Annotated in this window: 15 protein-coding genes; 7 read left to right on the top strand and 8 right to left on the bottom strand. The window is 63.3% G+C overall.

What is annotated here, in order from left to right:
* Positions 1-1482 carry an ABC transporter substrate-binding protein gene (locus tag AWB65_RS10065; protein WP_087667024.1) on the bottom strand — a complete coding sequence of 494 codons (1482 nt, stop codon included), beginning with the start codon at positions 1480-1482 and terminating at the stop codon, positions 1-3.
* 68 nt (positions 1483-1550) lie between these two features.
* Complete coding sequence (locus tag AWB65_RS10060) at positions 1551-2288, bottom strand: GntR family transcriptional regulator (protein WP_235007570.1); 738 nt, start codon at positions 2286-2288, stop codon at positions 1551-1553.
* Positions 2289-2427: 139 nt separating this feature from the next.
* Here AWB65_RS10060 and AWB65_RS10055 point away from each other — a divergent pair, with 139 nt between their 5' ends.
* Positions 2428-3726 (top strand): L-fuconate dehydratase, encoded by a 1299-nt coding sequence (locus AWB65_RS10055; RefSeq protein WP_087667023.1) that lies wholly within the window; start codon positions 2428-2430, stop codon positions 3724-3726.
* Positions 3727-3730: 4 nt separating this feature from the next.
* Here the strand turns inward: AWB65_RS10055 and AWB65_RS10050 are convergent, their stop codons facing one another.
* Positions 3731-5185 (bottom strand): sensor domain-containing diguanylate cyclase, encoded by a 1455-nt coding sequence (locus AWB65_RS10050; RefSeq protein WP_235007569.1) that lies wholly within the window; start codon positions 5183-5185, stop codon positions 3731-3733.
* Positions 5186-5351: 166 nt separating this feature from the next.
* Between AWB65_RS10050 and AWB65_RS10045 the strand changes: the two genes are divergently transcribed.
* The 5 genes from AWB65_RS10045 (at position 5352) to AWB65_RS10025 (ending at position 10734) form a co-directional block, all read left to right on the top strand.
* Complete coding sequence (locus tag AWB65_RS10045; RefSeq protein ID WP_087667021.1) at positions 5352-6446, top strand: FUSC family protein; 1095 nt, start codon at positions 5352-5354, stop codon at positions 6444-6446.
* A 64-nt stretch (positions 6447-6510) separates the two neighbouring features.
* On the top strand, positions 6511-7401 hold the full coding sequence (locus tag AWB65_RS10040) for a LysR family transcriptional regulator (RefSeq protein ID WP_087667020.1): 891 nt from the start codon (positions 6511-6513) through the stop codon (positions 7399-7401).
* A 418-nt stretch (positions 7402-7819) separates the two neighbouring features.
* Positions 7820-8512, top strand: a complete 693-nt coding sequence (locus tag AWB65_RS10035) for a FadR/GntR family transcriptional regulator (protein WP_087667019.1) — start codon at positions 7820-7822, stop codon at positions 8510-8512.
* A 211-nt stretch (positions 8513-8723) separates the two neighbouring features.
* Positions 8724-9197 carry a ferritin-like domain-containing protein gene (locus AWB65_RS10030; protein WP_087667018.1) on the top strand — a complete coding sequence of 158 codons (474 nt, stop codon included), beginning with the start codon at positions 8724-8726 and terminating at the stop codon, positions 9195-9197.
* 175 nt (positions 9198-9372) lie between these two features.
* Positions 9373-10734, top strand: coding sequence for an MFS transporter (locus AWB65_RS10025; protein WP_087667017.1), 1362 nt, complete (start codon positions 9373-9375; stop codon positions 10732-10734).
* Positions 10735-10784: 50 nt separating this feature from the next.
* Here AWB65_RS10025 and AWB65_RS10020 read toward each other — a convergent pair whose 3' ends face one another.
* Entirely contained in the window at positions 10785-11441 is a 657-nt protein-coding gene (locus AWB65_RS10020; protein WP_087658994.1) for a peroxiredoxin, read from the bottom strand.
* 229 nt (positions 11442-11670) lie between these two features.
* Here AWB65_RS10020 and AWB65_RS10015 point away from each other — a divergent pair, with 229 nt between their 5' ends.
* Positions 11671-13164 carry an amino acid permease gene (locus tag AWB65_RS10015; RefSeq protein WP_087667137.1) on the top strand — a complete coding sequence of 498 codons (1494 nt, stop codon included), beginning with the start codon at positions 11671-11673 and terminating at the stop codon, positions 13162-13164.
* Positions 13165-13176: 12 nt separating this feature from the next.
* On the opposite strand, the gene AWB65_RS10010 is transcribed toward AWB65_RS10015, so the two are convergent.
* From AWB65_RS10010 to AWB65_RS09995, 4 genes are all read right to left on the bottom strand, one after another.
* Positions 13177-15180: an acyl CoA:acetate/3-ketoacid CoA transferase gene (locus AWB65_RS10010; RefSeq protein ID WP_087667016.1), complete on the bottom strand. Its 2004-nt coding sequence runs from the start codon at positions 15178-15180 to the stop codon at positions 13177-13179.
* Between the two features lie 72 nt (positions 15181-15252).
* Positions 15253-17178, bottom strand: coding sequence for a potassium transporter Kup (locus AWB65_RS10005; RefSeq protein WP_087667015.1), 1926 nt, complete (start codon positions 17176-17178; stop codon positions 15253-15255).
* Between the two features lie 131 nt (positions 17179-17309).
* Positions 17310-18146, bottom strand: a complete 837-nt coding sequence (locus tag AWB65_RS10000) for a shikimate dehydrogenase family protein (protein WP_087667014.1) — start codon at positions 18144-18146, stop codon at positions 17310-17312.
* 204 nt (positions 18147-18350) lie between these two features.
* Complete coding sequence (locus AWB65_RS09995) at positions 18351-19085, bottom strand: ABC transporter ATP-binding protein (RefSeq protein WP_087667013.1); 735 nt, start codon at positions 19083-19085, stop codon at positions 18351-18353.
* Positions 19086-19129: the final 44 nt, after the last annotated feature.

Here is a 19129-nt window from a genome sequence, read left to right as displayed (position 1 = left end):
CTACTTCGCTCCGATCGACGCCTTGTACGCGCGCAACTGCGTGTCCTTGTTGAGGTCCTCGGTGATTTCGTCCCAGCCGCTCTGGATCGCCTTCATCGTCGCATCGGCATCGAGTTCGCCCGCGAGGAAGCGCGCCACCGCCGTGTCGAGCACGACCTGTTCATAGCGCTGATTCTGCGGAATGCGCAAGTCGATGATCATGTTCGGGCTTTCCAGGCTCGACTTGATCGCGCCGAGATACGAGTTCGCCGCCGGCTCGCTCATGCCCGCCTTTTTCCACATCGCCATATCGGTGAACTGTGAGCGGCGATACGGATTGAAACCCGTCGCGCCGATCGTCACGTCCACGTTCGATTGCGCCGGCTGGCTCATGTATGAGAGAAACGCGTAAGCGGCCTCCTTCACCTTCGGCTTGGCCTTCGAATTGACCCCGCCCGACCACCCGCCGAACGCGGCGAACGGCGCGTGATTCACGCCATCGACGGCATACGGACACGTGCTCTTGTCGCACGGCACGAGCTTGCCGGTATCGCGGTTCAGCACTTTCGTCGAGCCCGGCAGGATCACGGCGCCGACCTTGTCGATCACCTTCGACTGCTTCGGATCGATCGCCAGCACGCCGACGTCGCCCCAGTCGAGCGTCAACGCACAATGCCCGGAGATGAACGCGCTGCGCGTATCGCCCACATCGAGATTGATTTCGTTGGGCGGCCCGTAGCTCGTCGATTCCTTAAGCACGTTGAGCGCGGCCTTGAACGCGTCGTTGTTCACGAGCGGCTTGAACGTGCGCGGATCGAAGAATGCGCCTTGCGCCGTGCCTTTCGATTGCAGATAGCCGCCCGCGATCGAAATGATCGCCCAGTAAGCCTGCGCGTTGCGCTTCTTCGAAATGCACGATCCCGCTACCGGCTTGCCGTCGCCGCCTTCGAAGGTCTTGCCGTTGGCCGCCTTCGCGATGTCGAGATAGTCGTCCCAGGTTTTCGGCGGCTGCTTGCCGAGCGCTTTCAGGATATCGGTGCGGTAGTAGACCATCTGGAAGTCGCCGTCGAGCGCGACCAGATACGTCTTGCCGTTGAACTTCTGCGAGAAGTCGACGAAGAACGGCATTACGTCGCCCTCCTTCAGCGCCGCATCCTTCGCGATGCGTCCCGAGAGGTCTTCGAGGAAATTGCCCTTCGTGTAATCAACCATCCATTGCGGCGCGAACACGGCGGCGTCCACCGAGTTCGTACCGGAAGCCCAGTCGGTTAGCAGCTTCTGATAGAGATCCGAGAACGGCACCGTCAGGATGTTGACCTTCGCGCCCGTCAGCTTTTCGAACTCGGGCGCACGGCGCTGCAACGGCTCCGCGATCTGCGGTCCGACGAACGTCATCACGTTAACGGTCACGCCCTTGAAATCCTCCGCGGCTTGCGCTGTGCCCGCGATAAGTCCCGCGGCCGCCATTGCAACGGCCGCGCTTGCCAGTCTTAGCAACTTCATTTTTTGTCTCCTCCACACCGGGTTGACTAACTGAGTCATCTCCTCAGTCATGCGTTATGCGTTATTCGTCATTCCCTGAACAAATCCGGCCGTTCGCTGGCGAAGCGCCGCAACTCCGCGACGACTTCATCCAGGTGATGGTGCATCGCATGCGCGGCCGCTTCCGCATCGCGTGTTCGTATGGCTTCGACGATGCGCTCGTGCTCGGCAAGCGTATGCGCGTGGCGTTCGGGGCTCGCCATCAGGCGCCGCGCGCGATCGAGCGCACTGCGCGACACCGCGACGATTTCCTTCACGCGCGGCAAGCCGGTTGCATCGAGCAGAATCTCGTGAAACGCGAGATCGAGCGTATGGAACTCGGGCCGCAAGCCCGCCGCTACGATCTCGCGCTGCCGGTTCAGATTTGCGTCGAGTGCACCGAGCACTTCAATCATTGCATTGGGTGAAGCACTGGTCAGCGTGCGTACCGTTTCCACTTCGAGGGCGCTGCGAATGAACAGATGCTGGCGGATGTCGTGCATCACGATTGGCATCACGCGCGTGCCGCGCTGCGGCAAGACTTCGACGAGTCCCGCCGCCGCGAGCTTCGCGAGCGCCGCCGATACCGGAAAGCGCGACACGCCCATGCGTTCGCACACGGCGAGCTTGTCGATCATCATGCCGGGCTCCATCGCGAGGCTGATGATCGCGCCGCGCAACGCTTCCGCCACGGCATCGGTAAGACTGCCGCGTCCGGCGCCCTGGAGCGTTTCCAGCGCGCGATAGGGGTCGGCGGCAAGACTCGCATCGTCGGTCGAATCGCTCACGCGGCCCCTGATTTCGAACTAACATGCTAGCAGGCTAGGAGGCGGAATCGCGCTTGTCAACGTCGTCCTTCGCGCCGTCATTCGCCTGAACAAATCGACGCGGCTTGCAAGCCGTCATGGTGTTTTCAAGGAGCCGACAATGACCACGATCACCCATCTCTCCGTGCGCGACATTCGCTTTCCGACTTCCCGCTCGCTCGACGGCTCCGACGCGATGAACGCCGCGCCCGACTACTCGGCGACCTACGCGATCCTCGAAACCGATGCGCCCGGAGGGCTCGCTGGTCATGGACTCACGTTCACGATCGGGCGCGGCAACGAGGTGGTCGTGCAGGCCGTGAAGGCGCTGGCGCCGCTCGTCGTCGGCAAACGACTGGAGGACATCGCCGCCGACATGGGCGGCTTCTGGCGGGCGTTCACGTCCGACAGCCAGTTGCGCTGGATCGGCCCGGAGAAAGGCGTGATCCATCTCGCGACTGCAGCGGTGGTCAACGCGGTGTGGGACTTGTGGGCGAAAGCGGAGAAGAAGCCGCTCTGGATGCTGCTCGTCGACATGAGCCCGGAAGAGCTCGTGCGCTGCCTCGATTTCCGCTATGTCACCGATGCGCTCACGCCGTACGAAGCGCTTGCGATCCTGCGCCGTCATGAGCCGACCAAGCGCGAGCGCGAACGCGAGATGCGGGCCGACGGCTATCCCGCGTACACGACATCGGCCGGCTGGCTCGGCTACGACGACGACAAGATCCGCCGCCTCGCGCGCGAAGGCGTCGCGCAAGGCTGGACGCATTTCAAGCAGAAAGTCGGTGGCGATCTCGATGAAGACGTGCGGCGCGCGCGCATCCTGCGTGAGGAGATCGGGCCCGACCGCAAGCTGATGATGGACGCGAATCAAGTCTGGGAAGTCGATCAGGCGATCGCAAACATGCGGCGTCTTGCCGAATTCGATCCGTGGTGGATCGAAGAGCCGACGAGCCCCGACGACATCCTCGGGCACGCCGCGATCCGGCAACGCGTGGCGCCTATCGGCGTCGCGACGGGCGAGCATTGCCACAATCGTGTGATGTTCAAGCAGTTGCTGCAGGCGCAGGCGATCGATTTCTGTCAGGTGGACAGTTGCCGGCTCGGCGGATTGAATGAGGTGCTGATTGTGCTGCTGATGGCCGCGAAGTTCGGCGTGCCGGTGTGCCCGCATGCGGGCGGCGTCGGGTTATGCGAGTACGTGCAGCATATTTCGCTGTTCGATTACGTGTGCGTGTCGGGGTCGCTGGAAAATCGCGTGCTCGAATACGTCGATCATCTGCATGAGCATTTCATCGATCCCGTCGTGATCGCGAATGGCCGCTACATGCCGCCGCAAGCGCCGGGCTACAGCATCGAGATCCATGCCGAATCGCTGGAGCGCTTCACGTTTCCCGACGGCGCGGCGTGGCACGCGTGAGTTTTCACGCCGCGTCTTCTTCCGCCGCGAGGAGGGTCTGGTCGCCGAAAGCGTGCCACGTCGTCGTGCGTCCACCACGGCCGCCCTGCTTCGCCTCGTACATCGCATGATCGGCCTTGCGCACGAGATCGTCGGCCGTCTCGCCGGCGGCGAGCACCGCGACGCCCAGGCTCGCGCGCATGACGTACGGCTTGCCGCGCACACTGATGTCGGCGGCGAGCGCATGCGCGATCGCGTCGGCCGTGCGTTTGGCCGCGAAGAGTGCGTCGTCACATTCGAGCACCACGAGAAACTCGTCACCGCCCAGACGGCCGATCACACCGCGCTCGCCCACCGCCGCGCGCAAGCGTTCCGCGAGCACGGTGAGCACTTCGTCGCCGCATTGATGCCCGTAGGTATCGTTAAGCTGCTTGAAGTTGTCGAGGTCGACGAAGATCGCCGCAACCCTGCCGCATGCATGCTGCCCGGCGGCCGCGTCCTGCAGAAGGTCCTTGATGCGTCCGCGGTTGTAGAGGCCTGTCAGCCGGTCCGTTTCCGAGAGACGGCGCAGCAAGTCCTTGCGGCGATGCAGCGTCGAGACGAGCGCCATGATCCAGATCGCGAAACCGATCAGCATCACGGAGATGACGGCGGCCATCGTCACGTAGACGCGGCGCATGCGGTAGTAGTCGTCGAGCGCTTCGTCGAGCGAGAGCCCCGCGATCACGACGATACCGTAACGATCGATCGTGCTGCTCGCGACGATCCGCTCGATGCCATCGACCGGGTCCACGATCGTGCCGTTCGGCGCGCGTGCAATGTCCTGATAGCTTTCGAGTTGCGGGCCGCCTGTGACGCTGCGCGATTCGCCCGCACGGCGCGACAGCGTGAAGCCCTTGTTCGACACGACCGCGATCAAACCGTGCTTGCCGAGCGCCGCGCTGTTGTAGAAGCCATCGGTGAGATAAGCGGGGTCTTCGGAGATGACGACGACGCCGGCAAAGCTCCCGTCCGGATTATTGAGGCGCCGCGTCGCCTGCACAGACCATTGCTTCGACACGCGCCCGATCACGGGCTTGCTGATGAACAGCCCGACCGAGTCACTCGCGCGATGCACGCGAAAATGCTCCCGGTCGCTGAGATCGACGATACCCTTGACCGGCAATGTCGAACTGAGCACGTGGCCGTTCGGGCCGACGATGGTCACCTGCAGCGCCGTATCGGCGGTGATCAGGCCGTAGGATTGGTAACGCGTGAGATCGAACGTAAGCGGGGAAGTCTCGTAGCCGAACTTCATGAGAAGCGCGATCACGTCGACGTCGTGAATGGTCTTCAACGTGTGCGTCTGGAGCGAATGCGCGATGGTGCGCGCCGCGTCCTGCGTGTCGCGCACGACAGACTCTTTCTCGATCTGCAGTCTCACGAGGATCGTGACCCACAGCACACACAAAACGAGGAGGGTCAGAGCGGGAACGAGCACGAGTGCTCGAAGCCGTGCTTTTTCCCTGTCAATGCCCGGCTGATTCGATTGCATAGTAGCCTTTGGTTCTCTCCCTCGTTGACAGATTCTGCCCACATCGCCGTTGGTGCGATCCGCCAAACAGCGCCCCGTTTGGCGGCTTTTTCGATGAATTGACGACTGCTCGATGAACCCGACCGACGACGACCAATCTGCTCTCAACGCACGATCGTTCGTGACACGTGGCATCGCGTGGATCGAGCGCATTGATCCCGGGACGCATCGCCGGATCAAGGGGCTGCGGCTCGTTACCGCTTACGGCATCGCCGCCTCGCTCGGCACCTTGCAGGACATCACGCACGGCCTGTCCGGCGGCGTGCTGCTCGGCACGCTCGCGAGCGGCTTCGCGCTGTGGGCGAGCGTGTCCGAGGCGCGCACGACGCGCTTCGAATCGAGCCGCGATCTGGCCGTGCTCTGTTTGGCGGCGGGCTTCGGCGCGGCGTTGTTCGTGATCCTCGCGCCGCTGCTGCACGGTGTCGCGCGCGCAGGACCGGAACTCATGCTCGTGACCGGCGCGTTTCTCGTGGGCTATCTGAAGCGCTTCGGCGTGCTCGGCGCGGGCCTCGGCTCGCAGATCTACATCGGGCAACTGCTCGCCTATGGCGTGCAACTCGGCACGGCCGATCTGCCGACGATCGCCGTCGCGTCGGCGATCGCCGCGCTTGCGTCGATCGTGCCGCGCGTCCTGAGCGGCCCTGCCGAGCGGCCGGCGAGCGTCGCTGCGCTTTCGCCTGGACCACCTGCGGGGCGCAACGGGCTATCGGCGGAATTCATCATGGGATTGCAGGCGGCGTGCGGCGCGCTCGTGGTCGTCGCGCTGAACGAGGCGTTCGATCTCGCGGAGTCGGCGTGGGCGATCACGGCCTGCACGTATGTCGTGGCGGGTTCGGCGACCGGCACGGTCGAGCGCGTGCGGCGCAGAATCATCGGGACGCTCGTCGGCGTGCCGATCGGGCTCGCGTGCCTGCCGCTCGCCCTGCACGCGCCGCTTTTGATCTGGTGCGCGGCCGCGATCGCGATGATCATCTACGCGATGGCGCTGCCTGAGCGCTACGACGTCGCGTGCGGAGCGTTCGCGTTCACGCTGATCGTGACGATGGCGGTGAGCGGCCTCCATTCCGTGCCGCTGCTCGCCGCGCGCGCATGGGAGACGCTGATTGGCGGGATGCTCGGCATTATCGCCGCGACGATCATTTTTCCGCTGCGCCTGCCGCGCCAATAATCGCCGCGCTGCGCTACCATCGCTCGGTTTGCTTCAACAATCAGAACGCCAACCAAGAGCACGCATGGACCGCTTTCAGGAGATGCAGGTTTTCATCCGCATCGCGGAGAGGAGCAGCTTCACGCAGGCCGCCGACGATCTGCAGATTCCGCGCGCAACCGTCACGAACCTGCTCAAGCGGCTCGAAGAACGGCTCGGCACGCGCCTCATCGAGCGCACGACGCGTAGCGTGCGCCTCACGCACGACGGCGACGCGTATTACCAGCGCTGCGTGCGTCTCATCGCCGACATGGAGGAAGCCGAGGGATCGTTCCGTCACGTCGCGCCGAAGGGTCTGCTGCGCGTGAATTTGCAGGGCACGCTGGCGAAGAACTTCGTCGTGCCCGCGCTGCCCGGTTTCATCGCGCAGTATCCCGGCATCGAATTGCAGATCGGCGAGGACGACCGGTTAGTCGATCTGGTGCGCGAAGGCATCGACTGCGTTTTGCGCGCGGGCATCCTGCAGGATTCGTCGATGGTCGGGCGGCGCGTCGCACTGCTGGAACAGGTGACGGTTGCGAGTCCCGCGTATCTCGCGCAATTCAGCAGGCCGCAATCGCTCGATGCGCTCGACGGCCATCGCGCGGTGAACTACGTGTCGAGCGCAACGGGCCGCATCCTGCCGATGGAATTCACCGTCGACGACCGCGTGGTGGAAATACCGTTGCCGTCGGTCGTCTCCGTCACGGGCGCGGATCTTTATGCGGGCGCGGCCATCGCGGGGCTCGGCATCGTGCAGGTGCCGCGCTATCGCGTGCTCGGCGAATTGTCGGCGGGCACGCTCGAAATCGTGCTCGATGACTTTCCTCCACCGCCGATGCCGGTCTCCGTGCTGTATCCCCAAAGCCGTCAGCTATCGTCGCGCGTCAGGGTTTTCGCGCAGTGGCTCAGGGACATCTTCCAGCACGTGCGGTGAGCTCGAAATACGCGCAAACGCTTGCGCGACGGGGCCTGGCACGACCTGTGTGGGTTCACGAACGCTCCACGGACGAATCCCGTGTGCACCGTATTGGCAACGAAGCCGCGCGTTGATAGTCTTGCTTTTACCGAACCGCTGACGGTGGACCGAATAAAAATTACCGCGCGGCCCGGTGCTCGTTTGGGGATGTCCGGTCGCGCTTCGCCGCGACCGGATGGCCTCGAAGCCGGTTAAAACAATATAGGGAATACAAGGCGCGACGTCCTCCGTCTGTTCGGAGGAGAACGGCGCTCGCCAGTGGAATACCGCAGCATGTGGCGGCAGAAAAATTTCGCGCCGGCGTTCAGGACCACAGCCACTTCGGGGGAAGTGGCGAACGAGCGGCGCGCGGGGATGACTCTATGAGAAGAAGAACATGAACCATGGATACGAAGCATCGCTCGTGAAGCGTGTGGTGAATCAGTTAGTCACAGGCATCGTCAATGGCGAATACGCGGAGAACCTTTTGCCGCCGCAGGTGATCCTGTCGAAGAAGTACGGCGTCAGCAGGACCATCATGCGCGAGGCGCTGAGCATCCTCATTTCGCGCCGGATGCTCGACGTCCGGCCGAAAACCGGCACGCGCATCAAGCCGTCGAAGGAATGGCTGATCATCGATCACGAGGTCGCGGAGTGGCGCCTGCGCGCGACAACCGACCCCGAGTATCTGCGCGGGCTGATGGAGTTCCGCGCGCTGGTCGATCCGCGTGCTGCGTCGCTTGCGGCGATGCGCGCGGGACGCCAGCAAAGGATCGCGATCGCCATCGCCTATCAGAACCTGGCGCATGCAAGCGCGAATAGCGCGGATTCCTGCGCGGCCGAAGACGCGCTGCTTTGCGCGATCGTCGATGCGAGCGGTGACGAGTTGCTCAAACAGATGAGCAGCGTCGTGCGCATGGGCATGCGGGCGCGGCCGGCCATTCACCCGCACGCGCTCGCTTGCGAAGTGCATCTCGCGCACTTCGCGAAGGTGGTGCGCGCGATCGAGGCGGGCGATGCCGAAGGCGCGAAAGCCGCCATGACGCAATTGCTCGCCAATGCCGCAGAACGTTTGATGGAAGCCGCGTAAAGCGCTTCACCTGGTTCGCTGCACGCCCGCCCTATCTCGCATACGGCGGGCTTTCGTCGTAATGTTGCCTGCGTGGCGCATATATTGCGCACCTCACGTCGCCTGCCGCACGCCTACAATGTCCTGATGCCCTGTCAGGTAGCAACGGCAGCCGAACCAGCGGCGGACCGCGCGATGGCATCCGCCACGGATACACGAACGGAGGCAGCAAATGGCAGAGATCGACAAGGAAAAAGTCGTCGCGGTGCTGAACCAGATTCTCGAATCCGAACTGGCCGGCGTCGTCCGATACACGCACTACTCGTTTCTCGTCTTCGGCTTCGGTCGCATTCCGATCGTGTCGTGGCTGCGCGAGCAGGCCGACGAATCGCTGCTGCACGCGCAGCAGGTCGGCGAATGGATCACGACGATCGGCGCGTATCCGTCGCTTGCGATCGGGCCACTACTCGACTCGCACACGTTCGACATCGCGTCGATCCTGCGTGAATCGCTGCAATCTGAGAACGTCGCGCTCGGCCTCTATCGCGATCTGCTCGCCCTCGTGGAAGACCGCTCCGTCGCGCTGGAGGAATTCGCGCGGCAGATGATCCATACCGAGGAAATGCACGCCGGCGAAGTCGACAAGATGCTGCGCCGCCCTGGCGAGATGACGACATCGGTCGAGCGGCAAACCGGCAAGGCCTGAGTTCGCAGCAGACGAAGCCGCGCTCGTCCGGCGCGACTTCGCGACAATTCAATTAGGGTAATCCTGTGCCGCGGGCGATCGACGCGCATGGAGCCGCCGCTGCACAATCCGGGGAGCAATCGCATCGCCTGATATCTGACCGACCACGTCACCGCTAAACCCACGGGCTATAAAAATGGATAAAGACACGACCGTCAACATACAGACGTTCCTGAACGAGCACCCGTTCTCCGGGTTTCAGTGGCTCATCTTCGTGATGTGCTTCGTGGTCGTTCTGCTCGACGGCTTCGATACCGCCGCGATCGGCTTCATCGCGCCTTCGCTCGTGACGGAGTGGCACATCAGCCGCCCCGCGCTCGCGCCCGTGCTGAGCGCCGCGCTCTTCGGGCTGGCGTTCGGCGCGCTCGCCGCGGGCCCGCTCTCCGACCGTCTCGGACGACGGGTGCTGCTGATGGTCTCAGTGACGATCTTTGGCATCGCGTGTCTCGCCTCCGCATTTTCCGCCGACCTCACGCAGCTCACCGTGCTGCGCTTCGTCACGGGCCTCGGCCTCGGCGCCGCCATGCCGAACGCGGTCACGATGATGAGCGAGTACTGCCCCGACGGCCGCCGCGCCACGATGACCAACCTCATGTTCTGCGGCTTTCCGCTGGGCGCGGCCTTCGGCGGCTTCCTTGCCGCATGGATGATTCCGCACTTCGGCTGGCGCAGCGTGCTCATGCTCGGCGGCGTGACGCCGCTGATTCTCGCAGTGTTCCTTCTGCTCGTCTTGCCCGAATCGGTTCGCTACATGGTCGCGAAGAACCAGCCGGTCGAGAGGATTCGCGCGGCGCTCTCGCGCATCTCCGCAACGGCCTCGCGCGCGACCGCCTTCGTGATGACCGAGCAGGCGCCGCGCACCGATGCGAAAGGCGGCTTGAGCGTCGTGCTCTCCCCGTCATACGTGGTCGGCTCGATCATGTTGTGGCTCGCTTACTTCATGGGCCTCGTGATCTTCTACGCATCGATCAACTGGATGCCGATCCTCTTCAAGGAAGCCGGCCTCGCCCCGCAGCGCGCGACGCTCATCTCCGCGCTCTTCCCGCTCGGCGGCGTGGGCGCCGTGCTGTTCGGCATGTTGATGGATCGCTTCAACCCGAACCGCGTGATCGCAGTCGGCTATGCACTCACGGCCGTGACCGTGTATGCGATCGGGCAATCGATCGGCAACGTCGGCTGGCTCATGGTCAGCGTGTTCGCGGCAGGCATTCTGATGAACACAGCGCAATCGTCGATGCCAGCGCTCGCGGCCGCGTTCTATCCGACGCAAGGGCGCGCCACGGGCGTCGCGTGGATGCTCGGCATCGGGCGCTTCGGCGGGATCGCGGGATCGTTTCTCGTTGCCGAACTCACGCGCCGTCAGTTCTCGTTCGCGGGCATCTTCACGGTGGTCGCGGTGGCGGGCGTGGTCGCGTGCGTCGCGCTGCTGATCAAGCAGGCCGTGCATCCCGTCGATGCCGCCGCGGCGCCTGTCGATCGCTCGGTTTCGGCGCACTGAAAAAAAATGGCCGCTCCTTCCGGAGCGGCCATTGATGTGTCGAGCGCGATTTACTTCGGCTGCTCGACAGTACGCAGATACGGCTTCAGCGTCTTGAAGCCTTGCGGATACTTCTTCTTCGCATCCTCGTCCGACACCGACGTCGGGATGATCACGTCCTCGCCCGGCTTCCAGTTCACCGGCGTCGCCACCGCGTGCTTCGCGTTCAGTTGCAGCGCGTCGAGCAAGCGCAGCACTTCGTCGAAGTTGCGGCCCGCGCTCATCGGATACGTGAACGTTGCCTTGATCTTCTTGTCCGGTCCGACGATGAACACCGCGCGGATCGTTGCGTTGTCGACCGCGGTACGCGGACCGCTGCCGCTAGCATTCGGATGGATCATGTCGTAGAGCTTCGCGACGTTGAGGTCCGCGTCGCCGATCATCGGATAGTTCACCGCCGTGCCTTGCGTTTCCTCGATGTCCTTCGCCCACTTCGCGTGGTTGTCGACGGGATCGATGGACAGGCCGATGACCTTCGTATTGCGCTTCTCGAATTCGGGCTTGAGGCGCGCCATGTAGCCGAGTTCGGTCGTGCACACAGGCGTGAAATCTTTCGGATGCGAGAACAGGATCGCCCACTGGTCACCGATCCACTCATGAAAGCGGATGGTTCCTTGAGTCGTTTCTGCGGTGAAGTCAGGCGCTTCGTCACCGATACGGATGGTCATATTCATTCTCCACAATGTGATTGAACCGGCGCCTTCCAGGAGCTTCGCCATGAACGCGACAGGGCGCCGGGGCCGGGTTGATCAAACTGACAAACAGATTATAGTGCGCGCCGGGCGCAAGTCTTGCTGCCTTTTAGACCTCGAATTCTCCGATGAAATCTGCTATCACGGAACTGGGGCGCATTCGGTCCCGATGACTCCATCGAAGGGAGAACCCATTGTGACCATGATGCAAAGAAAGTCCATCGATTCATTGCAGGCCGAAGCCGATGAAACAGACGAAGCGTTGCAGGAGCATGGGGCGCATACGCTGAAGCGTTCGCTTTCGGGGCTGGACCTGACGATGCTCGGCATCGGCTGCATCATCGGCGCGGGGATTTTCGTGCTCACGGGTCACGCGGCCGCGACCAATGCGGGCCCTGGAATTACCATCTCGTTCGTGCTGGGCGGCATCGTCTGCGGCCTCGCAGGATTGTGCTATGCGGAAATGGCATCGACCGTGCCCGTGTCCGGCAGCGCGTACACGTATGCGTACGCGACGATGGGCGAGTTCATCGCGTGGCTCATCGGCTGGGACCTGATTCTCGAATACGCGGTGGGCGCAACGACCGTTGCGATCGGATGGTCGGGCTATGTAGTGAGCTTTCTGCATTCGCTCGGCATCGACATACCGGCGGCGCTCGCGCAGGCGCCCTTCGTCTTCGATCCCGCTCACGGCTGGAGCCATTCGGGCGCGCTCTTCAACGTGCCGGCGATGCTGGTGGTCGGGTTGATCACGATCCTGCTCGTCTTCGGCATTCGCGAGTCGGCGCGCGTGAATAGCGTCATCGTGATCATCAAGGTAGTGATCGTGATCGCGTTCATTGCGGCGGGCCTCACGTTCGTCGACACCCGCAACTGGGTGACGGGCACCAATCCGCACGGCGCGTTCATACCGCCTAACACGGGCGAATCCGGCGTGTATGGCTGGAGCGGCGTGATACGCGGCGCGGCGGTCGTGTTCTTTGCGTACATCGGCTTCGATTCGGTATCGACGGTCGCCCAAGAGACGAAGAATCCGCGGCGCGACATGCCGATCGGTTTGCTCGGATCGCTTGCGATCTGCACGCTGCTTTACGTGCTCGTGTCATATGTGCTGACTGGCATCGTGCCTTACGACAAACTTAACGTTGCCGACCCGATTGCCGTCGGCGTCGATGCGATCGGCATGAAGTGGCTCTCGCCGATCGTCAAGATCGGCGCGATCTTCGGGCTGACGTCGGTGGTACTCGTGCTGTTGTTGAGCCAGCCGCGCATTTTCTATTCGATGTCGAAGGACGGCTTGCTGCCGCCATTCGCATCGAAGATCCACCCGCGCTTTCGCACGCCTTACATCACGACGATCATCACGGGCCTCATCGTCATGGTGCTCGCGGGGCTTCTGCCGATCGGGCTCGTCGGAGAACTGGTGAGCATCGGCACGCTGTTTGCGTTCGCGGTCGTGTGCATCGGCGTGATGGTGCTGCGCATCACGCAGCCCGAACTCAAACGCGCGTTCAAGACACCGGCCGTGTTCATCGTGGCGCCGCTCGGCGCGCTGTCATCCGTGTTCCTGATGGCAGGCCTCCCCGGCGATACGTGGATACGGCTCATCGTGTGGATGGCGATTGGAGTCGCGATTTATTTCGGTTACGGCATCCGGCACAGCAAGCAGCGCGCGAAGGCCGAAGGGCGTCTGCGATAAAACGCTGAGCCGTCACTGCGATGACGGCTTCGCCGCATGCTCCTGCGCTTCCTCCGGGCTCTCGTAGATGTATGCCGCGACGCCGCGCTTCTTCAGCGCGTCGCCGAGCTTCAGGCGCAGGAAGCTGCTGGTCGTGTAGCGCGTCACGCGTTCGTAGAAGTTGTTCACGAGTTTCATCACCATCTCCGAATAGGCATCGAGCATGTCGGGGCGGATGGAGAAGTTGTCGTAGTTCACGATCGCGTGCGGCTTGAGCGCCAGGCCGCCGACCTTCGCCACGACTTCGCGCCGGATCGCTTCGACGTCTTCGAGCGTCGCGACCTCATGGCCTTCGAAGTTGATGAAGATCATGTTCTTTTCGGCGTCGTAGCTGAAGCGCTCGCTAAGCCGCAAACCCAGCAGGATATTGCGCAGGCCCATCGGCGCATTCTGGAAGATGCGCGCGTCCATCAGGCGCGGCGGCGTGTTGATGATCGGCGCGAACCCCATCTGCGCAACGATGTCCCGCTGCACGTCGACACCCGGCGCCACTTCGATCAGTTCGAGGCCCGCAGGCGTCAATGAAAATACGCAACGCTCGGTGATGTAGAGCACCGGCTGCCCGCGTTCGGCCGCATACGTGCCGCTGAACGTGCGATGCTCGACCGCATCGACGAATTTCTGGCAGTTGCCATCGCGCACGATTTTAAGGCGCCCGCCCTCGATCGCGATATCGAGCTTGCCCGCGTTGAACGTGCCGACGAACACCACCTTCTTCGCGCTCTGGCTGATGTTGATGAAGCCGCCCGCGCCCGCGAGCTTCGGGCCGAATTTGCTGACGTTGAGATTGCCGTCGCGGTCCGCCTGCGCCAAGCCGAGGAACGCGATGTCGAGGCCGCCGCCGTCGTAAAAGTCGAACTGGTAGGGCTGATCGATGATCGCCTGCGTGTTGGTCGCGGCGCCGAAGTTGAGGCCACCGGCCGGAATACCGCCGATCACGCCGGGCTCGGTCGTCATCGTGAAGAGATCGATCACCTGCTCTTCGTTCGCGACGCTCGCGATGCCCTCCGGCATGCCGATGCCGAGATTCACGATGCTGTTCGCCATCAATTCGAACGCTGCGCGCCGCGCGATCACTTTGCGTTCCGTAAGCGGCATCGGCGGCACCGAACTCGCGGCGACGCGCAGTTCGCTGGAAAACGCTGCACTGTACGGCTCGCCGAAGGTCTGCCAGTGATGTTCATGCGGCGCCACGACGACGCAATCGACCATCACGCCCGGAATCTTCACCTGCCGCGAGTTGAGCGTGTTCGACTCGGCGAGCCGCTCGACCTGCGCGATCACGATGCCGCCCGAATTGCGCGCGGCCATCGCAATCGATAACCCTTCGAGCGTCAGCGCTTCCTTCTCCATCGTGATGTTGCCGTTGACGTCAGCAGTGGTGCCGCGCACGATCGCGACATCGATCGGGAAGGTCTTGTAGAACAGATACTCGGCGCCGTCGATGTTAATCAGCGTGACGAGGTCGTCTCTCGTGCTCGCGTTGAGCTTGCCGCCGCCGTTGCGCGGATCGACGAACGTGCCGAGCCCGACCGTCGACAGATGCCCCGGACGATGCGCGGCGATATCGCGAAAGAGCTGTGATATCACGCCTTGCGGCAGGTTGTACGCCTCGATGCGGTTTTCGATAGCGAGCCTTTGCAGCCCCGGCACGAGGCCCCAATGTCCGCCGATCACGCGGCGCACGAGGCCTTCGTGCGCGAGGTGATTGAGCCCTTTCGTCTTGCCGTCGCCCTGGCCCGCCGCATATACGAGTGTCAGGTCACGCAGCGCTTCGCCGCCGGGCACGTCGCCTTCGAGGAAGCGTTCTTCGAGCGCGATCGCGACCGCTTCCGCAAAGCCGATGCCGACGAAGCCACTCGTCGCGAGCGTATTCCCCGAGCGGATCAGTCTCACCGCCTCGCGCGCCGTGACGATCTTGCCGCGCTCGACCGTGCGTGCCGTGGCGGGAAAGTGAGGCCGGGACCCTTCGCTCATGATGTCTCCGTTGCGCACGTATGAGGCGAACCTCCGTGCTTTTCAGTGTTCGATAGACAGCAACCGCACGGCTCAAATCTCGACGCGCGCGCCCAGTTCGATCACCCGATCGGCGGGCAGTTTCAGATAAGCGGCGACGTTCCCCACATTGTGCAGCATCACCGCGAAAAGGCGCTCACGCCACAGCGCCATGCCCTTGCCCGGCACCGGCACGACGGTCGCGCGACTCAGGAACCACGATATCTGCGTCCGATCGAACGTGAGGCCCGACGACGCGCACGCTTCGAGTGCGGCGGGCAGATCGACTTCGTCCTTGAAGCCGTAATGCACCGTCACCTGATAGCAGCCCTGGCCGAGTGCCTGCACGGCGACACGCTCGCTGGCTGGCACCCACGGCACTTCGCTGCTCGATACCGTAAGAAACACAACCGTCTCGTGCAACACGCGGTTATGCACGAGGTTGTTCAGCAGTGAATGCGGCACGCCGTGCGGATCGGCGTTCATGAAGATCGCCGTGCCTTCCACGCGTACTGGCGGGCGCGCCAGCAGCGTCGCGAGAAACGGCTTGAGCGGCGTCGTACCGGCGCGCAGGCGCGCTTCGGCGAGCATCATCTCCCAGCCGCGTCCCCAGGTCGCCATGATGGTGAACATGAGCAGGCCGATCGCGAGCGGGAACCAGCCGCCCTGCCCGATCTTCAGCAGGTTTGCGGAGAAGAACGTCGCGTCGATCACGAAGAAGAAGGCTGTCGCGAAGATGCACAGCCCCCAGTTCAGGTGCCACGCATAGCGGATCACGAAGAAGGTCAGCACGGTCGTGATCAGCATCGTGCCCGTGACGGCGATACCGTAAGCGGAGCCGAGCGCCGTCGACGAACCAAAGGCCAGCACGGCGGCCACCACCGCGATCAGCAGCGTCCAGTTGATGCCGGGCACGTAGATCTGGCCGATCTCCTTCGCCGACGTGTACACCACGTTCATGCGCGGCAGGAAACCGAGTTGCATCGCCTGTTTGGTCATGGAATATGTGCCGGAGATCACGGCCTGCGAGGCGATCACGGTCGCGATCGTCGAAAGGCCGACCATCGGATAGAGCATCCATCCCGGAAACAGGCGATAAAACGGATTTTGCAGCGCGGACGGGTCCGCGAGCAGCAGCGCTCCCTGTCCGAGATAGTTGAGCGCGAGAGCGGGAAAGACGACGGCGAACCACATCAGGCGAATCGGCCGCGCGCCGAAGTGGCCCATGTCGGCATAGAGCGCCTCGGCACCCGTGAGCGACAGCACGACCGCGCCCAGCGCAACGAACGCGAGCCAGCGATGATGCAGGCAGAACGCAAGGCCCGCGAGCGGATCGAGCGCTTCGAGGATGCGCGGCGCGTCGAAGACGTTGATCAGGCCCGAGATCGCCAACACGACGAACCACACTACCATCACAGGCCCGAACACCGCGCCGATGCCAGCGGTGCCGCGCTTTTGCATCACGAAGAGCGCGATCAGCGCGACGAGCGTGATCGGAATGACGTAAGGCTTGAGCAAGGGCGTGGCGACTTCGAGCCCTTCGACCGCGCTCAGCACCGAGATGGCGGGCGTGATCACGCCGTCGCCGTAGAAGAGCGCGGCGCCCATCACACCGATGGCGAGCAGCAAGTGACGCAGCCGCGGCTTGTTCGCCACCGACGATGCCGCGAGCGCGAGCAGCGCCATGATGCCGCCCTCGCCGTGATTATTCGCGCGCAGGATGAGCGTGACGTACTTGAGCGAGACGACCACCGTCAGCGACCAGAAAATCAGCGAGACGATGCCGATCACATTGAGGGGTTCCAGCGGCAAGCCGTTCTCGGAATCGAAGACGGTCTTGAGCGTGTACAGCGGACTCGTGCCGATATCACCGTAGACGATGCCGAGCGCCGCCAGAGAAAGGCCGAGGAGGGCTGGATGATGTGGAGCGGGCTCGCCCGCCTTGCCGCCTGCCGGCGCGCCGGATGCAATCAATCCCATGATGCCTCCCAGATTTACGCTTTTCCGCGCGCCGGTTTATTCGTCAGAGGATGAGCGCTGCTGCGTTTGCTTTGGGTATCAGTATAGGGAACGGTAGAGCGCGGTGTGCTCGTACACCGCGCTCTATGGGTTTACGCGTACTTGATCTGCGATACGGCGCGCAGTTCATCGGCCGTTGCCGTGCCGAAGCCGAAGAACTCCAGGTACGCCGGGATCATCTCGTAGAGCATGTCCGTGCCCACTTGCACGCCGCATCCCTTGTCCTTCGCCGCGCGCAACAACGGCGTGTACTCCGACTTCATCACCACTTCCCCAACGAACGTGCTCGGCGCGATGCGGTCGATGTCGAACGGCAACGGGTCGCCTTCGTTCATGCCGAGCGGCGTCGCGTTGACGATCAAGTCGAAGCCCGCCGGGTCTTTCGAACCCGTCGTCACGACGAGCTGCGCATAGTGCTCGCGCAGCCGCCCCGCGAGCGCCTCGACCGACGGCGTATTCGTATCGAAGAGCGCCATCTCGCCAACCCCCGCCGCCGCGAGCGATGCAGCAATCGCCGAGCCCACGCCGCCGCTGCCAAGCACGAGCACGCGCGCGCCTTTCAGTGCACGGCCTTTGCGCTCGACGCCGCGCACGAAGCCCGCGCCGTCGAACTGGTCGCCGACGAGCTTGCCGTCTTCGCGCTTGAGGATCGCGTTACATGCGCCCGCGATACGCGCGGTGGGCGTGACTTCATCGACGAGGCCGACGGTGGTGACCTTGTGCGGCATCGTGACGAGCGCGCCACGGATGTTGCTCAGGCGGAACAGCAGCGGCAGGAACGCCGCGTAGTCCTCGGGCTTGACGCCCATCGGCATGACGACGGCATCGATGCCGTTTTTGTCGAACCAGGGGTTGTAAATCATCGGCGCCTTGAACGCCTCGGTCGGGAATCCCAGATGGGCGATTAGCGTCGTCTTTCCGCTGATCATCGCAGCGCTCCTTTTCTAACGAGTTCCTGGATCAGGCTTACGATTGCCTGCGGCTCGTGCCGGCCGCGGCAAACGTCATAGTGCGCCTGCCAGCAATGGCACGCCAGTCATTTGCATGCCGGCACGCCATTGTGTACCAGATGGTACATTCTGTGCAAATCGCATCGGCCCTTTCTCAAGACATCGCTTTAAGCGTCTGCCGAATTAGTGACTCGTCCCCAGATAAGCCGCCTTCACCGAAGGATCGTTGCGCAACTGCTCGGCCGGGCCGTGCGTCGCGATCCGGCCGTTCTCCAGCACGTAGCCGTAATCCGCGACGTTGAGCGCGGCAGCCGCGAACTGCTCGACGAGCAGCATCGTCACGCCTTCTTCCTTCAGCCGCGCGATGATGCGGAACACTTCTTCGACGAGAATCGGCGCGAGGCCCATCGACGGTTCGTCGAGCAGCACGAGGTCCGGGTTGAGCATGATCGCGCGCGCCATCGCGAGCATTTGCTGCTCGCCGCCCGAGAGCGTACCCGCGAGTTGATGACGGCGCTCTTTCAGGCGCGGGAAGAGTTCGATCGCGCGTTCGAGGTCGGCTGAGACATCGCCCTTCGGACGCGCCCACGTCAGGCGCGGGAAGGCGCCGAGGATGAGGTTGTCGGTCACCGACATCGTCGCGAAGACGCGCCGGCCTTCGGGTGAATGCGCAAGACCCAGGCGCGCGATCTTGTGCGAATCCATCGCATCGATGCGCTTCGCGTCGCTGCCGAGGCCCATCGTGATCTCGCCTTCGGTCGCCTTGATCATGCCGGAGATGGCACGCATCGTCGTGGTCTTGCCGGCGCCGTTCGAGCCGATCAGCGTGACCACTTTCGCCTTGGGCACATCCATTGATATGCCGTGCAGCACTTTCACTTTGCCGTAGCCGGCGTGCAGGTTTCTGATCGATAGCATTTTTTATTTGGGTCCGTGTTGGGTGGTTGAGCGCCGGCGTCGCT

Source organism: Caballeronia humi (assembly GCF_001544475.1).
In the GTDB taxonomy this organism is placed as follows: Bacteria; Pseudomonadota; Gammaproteobacteria; order Burkholderiales; family Burkholderiaceae; genus Caballeronia; species Caballeronia humi.
This window is presented reverse-complemented; position numbering and strand designations above follow the sequence as displayed.

Coding starts and splice junctions, on each gene's coding strand:
- AWB65_RS10040 (WP_087667020.1), top strand. CDS start 6,511: ATGGACCGCTTTCAGGAGATGCAGGTTTTCATCCGCATCGCGGAGAGG.
- AWB65_RS10065 (WP_087667024.1), bottom strand. CDS start 1,482: ATGAAGTTGCTAAGACTGGCAAGCGCGGCCGTTGCAATGGCGGCCGCG.
- AWB65_RS10015 (WP_087667137.1), top strand. CDS start 11,671: ATGCAAAGAAAGTCCATCGATTCATTGCAGGCCGAAGCCGATGAAACA.
- AWB65_RS10010 (WP_087667016.1), bottom strand. CDS start 15,180: ATGAGCGAAGGGTCCCGGCCTCACTTTCCCGCCACGGCACGCACGGTC.
- AWB65_RS10005 (WP_087667015.1), bottom strand. CDS start 17,178: ATGGGATTGATTGCATCCGGCGCGCCGGCAGGCGGCAAGGCGGGCGAG.
- AWB65_RS10000 (WP_087667014.1), bottom strand. CDS start 18,146: ATGATCAGCGGAAAGACGACGCTAATCGCCCATCTGGGATTCCCGACC.
- AWB65_RS10020 (WP_087658994.1), bottom strand. CDS start 11,441: ATGACCATCCGTATCGGTGACGAAGCGCCTGACTTCACCGCAGAAACG.
- AWB65_RS09995 (WP_087667013.1), bottom strand. CDS start 19,085: ATGCTATCGATCAGAAACCTGCACGCCGGCTACGGCAAAGTGAAAGTG.
- AWB65_RS10030 (WP_087667018.1), top strand. CDS start 8,724: ATGGCAGAGATCGACAAGGAAAAAGTCGTCGCGGTGCTGAACCAGATT.
- AWB65_RS10025 (WP_087667017.1), top strand. CDS start 9,373: ATGGATAAAGACACGACCGTCAACATACAGACGTTCCTGAACGAGCAC.
- AWB65_RS10045 (WP_087667021.1), top strand. CDS start 5,352: ATGAACCCGACCGACGACGACCAATCTGCTCTCAACGCACGATCGTTC.
- AWB65_RS10055 (WP_087667023.1), top strand. CDS start 2,428: ATGACCACGATCACCCATCTCTCCGTGCGCGACATTCGCTTTCCGACT.
- AWB65_RS10035 (WP_087667019.1), top strand. CDS start 7,820: ATGAACCATGGATACGAAGCATCGCTCGTGAAGCGTGTGGTGAATCAG.